The 3426-nt window shown below is 32.5% G+C and carries 3 protein-coding genes; all 3 read right to left on the bottom strand.

Annotated features, from left to right (window positions below; all coding sequences use genetic code 11):
• On the bottom strand, positions 1–462 hold a 462-nt coding region (locus LD028_RS01915; RefSeq protein WP_237810757.1), incomplete at its 3' end, for an Rpn family recombination-promoting nuclease/putative transposase.
• 234 nt (positions 463–696) lie between these two features.
• Positions 697–3000 carry an AAA family ATPase gene (locus tag LD028_RS01920; RefSeq protein WP_237810758.1) on the bottom strand — a complete coding sequence of 768 codons (2304 nt, stop codon included), beginning with the start codon at positions 2998–3000 and terminating at the stop codon, positions 697–699.
• A gap of 219 nt (positions 3001–3219) precedes the next feature.
• The coding region (locus LD028_RS01925) for a hypothetical protein (protein WP_237810759.1) at positions 3220–3426 on the bottom strand (207 nt) is incomplete at its 5' end.

Here is a 3426-nt window from a genome sequence, read left to right on the forward strand (position 1 = left end):
GTTGTCGTGGCGAATGTAATCCCGCCAGTTTTGTTTGCGCAACTCCACAGTAAGAAATCGGAATTGGAGTACATCGAAAAACGGAAATTGGAGCGTAAACGAGGAAGGTTCATTGCGAAGATAGTCGTAGCTAAATACCGCAATCGACAACATCCGCTTTCGGTATTTTTCAAACAAGCGGCTAAAGTAAATAAACATTCGTTCGGGAAACGATGGCTGCACGTAGCTTTGATTTTCGATATGGACGATAATCAAGCCGTCTTCCCCTTTTAATTTTGTTTCCACCAGCACATCGACGCGGTACTTCTCTCCCGCCGTCACGTCGGTGAACAGTTCCTCTGACAAAAAAGCCACGTGCTGAAAGTCGATATGCTCGTGCACATGTGGGAAAAAGAGAAGAAGAAATTCTTCAAAAAACGCCGTAATCAGCTCCTTAAATAATCGATCATGATCAACTGCCATATATACACCTCGCTTTCTGTTTTGTTGCATATTTTCGACAGCAAAAACAACAGTCCTGCTTCGGAAATGAAAAAACAGAGAGCCACCCAACGACTCTCTGTCTCTATCAAACTTCGACAATCTTCGGGGTGTGACAGGTACCATATCTAACGAACGAAAGAAATGAATGTTGCATCGAAAGGTGACACGCAACAAGTCTTTTAGATGGAAAACATCTTACCAACAAGCGTTCCACTATTTTGCTCTTTGCACGGTATCACAGATACTTTCCATTTCTGTATAATGGACAGGGTCCAAATTTTTAATAACATCTAAAATTTCCTTAACTATATTTGTGCTTTCACCCATTAAATTATCTATAGTGTTATCTCCAATTTCAATTGTTGCACTATGGGAATATTTATTTATAAACTTATATATTTTTTCCCTTTGAGTGACATCAATTATAGCTTCTTCTATAAGTTGCTTAAAATTACCTCTCTTTTTTGGGAATTTAAAACTCAGAAATATCTCCATTAACTTCCTAGATAAATTAGACACTAAAAAAGCTTCATCAAGTGATAAATCTCCTAGATCTTTAAAGCCGTACACTCTATAGAACAAATAATGATATTCAGAATTATATTTCAATATTGATTCATTCGCATTTTTTATTTCAGATTTTCTAATGTTTTCATTGAACTTAGCTTCTATTGTAAAAAAAGCAGCCCTTTCCTTTTCATTGTTTTTCTTATTATTTTTATCTCTTAGCCAATCTCTTATTAATTTGAAAAATACAAAATTATGAGTTAATACAAATAGTTGATAAACATTATCACATTCATTTCTTAAAAAAGAGTAGGCATAGAATAGATTGTTTGAATCAAAGCTAGAAATAGGATCATCAATAACCACTGTTGTTTTACTCAGGTCGTTCCCATTTTCCTTTAATTTTGTTATAAAGTAAACGAATGCTATAGCTGTTTTTTCACCCTCGCTCAGGTTTTTCGCTTGCATATTAGTTTTCGTTCGTATGATTCTATATCCTTTTTCTTTTTCAGCAAATTGAAGAGAAATCTCTCCGTGCCCTAAAAACTTATGTAGTTGCATATTGAATTGCTCGGCTCCCAGCACCTCATTGGACAGTTGTTTTTCTAACTCTAAAATCTTATTTTTAATTAAATTCTTTTTATTGATTAATTCTTCTTTTTTCTTATTTAACCCCTGTACCTCTGATACTTTATTGAAGTATTCAAACTCCTTAATTGCTTTAGCTGCATAATGTAGCTCAAGTTTATGTTTCTGCTTTTTAGTTTCTACTTGAAAATTCTCGCTTTTGTTATTATGGCGATTAATAATGTTTTGTAAGGCAAACGCTAAATCATTATATTTTGCAACTAAATTATTAGGAAATTCTTCTACATCATTAAGGATCTCAAATGGATTTATAGATTTTTTTTGCAAACATTCTATCCAACTTTGTAGCACACTATTGATTTTATCCGAGATTTCTTTTATCTCTCCCAGATATTGATTAAATTCATATTGAAGTTCTTCATATAAACTTAATGGGTTAGGAAGAATATTTATATCGATCCTATTATCTGTTAACCATTCTTGTGCTTTATATAATTTGTCCCTAAAATCATAGTACTCTTTATTAAAGTGTTTATCAAGTTCATCAAGACGGTTATATGGTATTTTCTGAGAACAGAATTCACAAGTAGCACTATTGAGTTCTCTGTGGATAGCTAAACCTTGTTCTATCCAATTACTAAGTTTCGTGTTATTGGCTAACCTCTCAACAGCTTTTGTGACTATACTAGACTGTAATAATTTATTAATTCGTTTTCTAGCTTCAATTAATTTATCACTGTCGATTCTCATATCAGGAATTTGTATCTTGTCTCTAATATCAGGCTTAATAGATGCAGTAATTAATTTAATCCTCTCGGGATTAAGCATCGATTTTTCATCAAGAAGCTCTTTCCTATATTCTTCTATAAATTTCTCAAGTCGTGTCTTATTATAAGAAAAATAATAATTATCCTTAGTATCTATGACCTGAAATTGTTCTTTTATGTTTTTGGCTGTAGATGATAAAAATTTATTTATCTCTTTTTGTGAGTTATCAATTTTATTTAATACCTCTCGTATTTCCATTTCAAGTGTATTGTGATCATTTTGAAGTTTCTTAAGTCTTTTTTGTTCCTCAATTTTTTCCTCCGAAATTATCAATATAGTTTTAACTGTTTCATCCCAATCAATGTTTTCTTTTATAAAATCATCGTTAAACACGGCTATATTAATATCGAAATCACAAATATTATTTTCATTTAATTTTCTTCCATTATCAAGGCTGATTTCAAAAACACATCCTCTAAAGTCATCATGTATTTTCTTCTTTTGGATGCTATAGAACAATCTTGCCAGAGTACTCTTGCCACTTCCATTCCAACCATAAAAAAGGTTATACCTACAAAATGGTTGTAGTTCTTTTGTTTTTTCAAAGTCTTGGTAAATACCAAATTGTTTAATTTTATCAATACTTGTTATCAACTCTTTCCTCTCCCCTCTTCAGCTCTTCTAAAGGATTTATTAAACAATAAATTATGAAAACTATTTAAATAATCGAGTTAAAAAGAAAAGACTACTTACTATATACCAATATCAGAAGTAACCAAAAAAATCTGTCGAATCCTGTCGTTGGAAGTAAAAAAAGACAGAAGTTTTAACAACTTCTGTCGTAAATGGATGGCTGAGCTGTATCTTTCTTCGCTAATTTTGTCTATATAGCGCCTCCAACCCTTTTATCGTCTTATTCGAATCAACATCATCGTGCGGGATTAACAAGTATACCCATTCTTTTCCGTTGTTTGCACGAGCGTGGTCGGAAGCGTGTTGGCACCAAGTGATTGCTGCTTTTGCTTTTGCTTTGACTTCTTTATCGTCTTCGATTTTATTGGTCGCTTTGATTTCACATAT

It is taken from the genome of Anoxybacillus sp. LAT27 (genome assembly GCF_022030075.1).
GTDB lineage: Bacteria > Bacillota > Bacilli > Bacillales > Anoxybacillaceae > Anoxybacillus > Anoxybacillus kestanbolensis.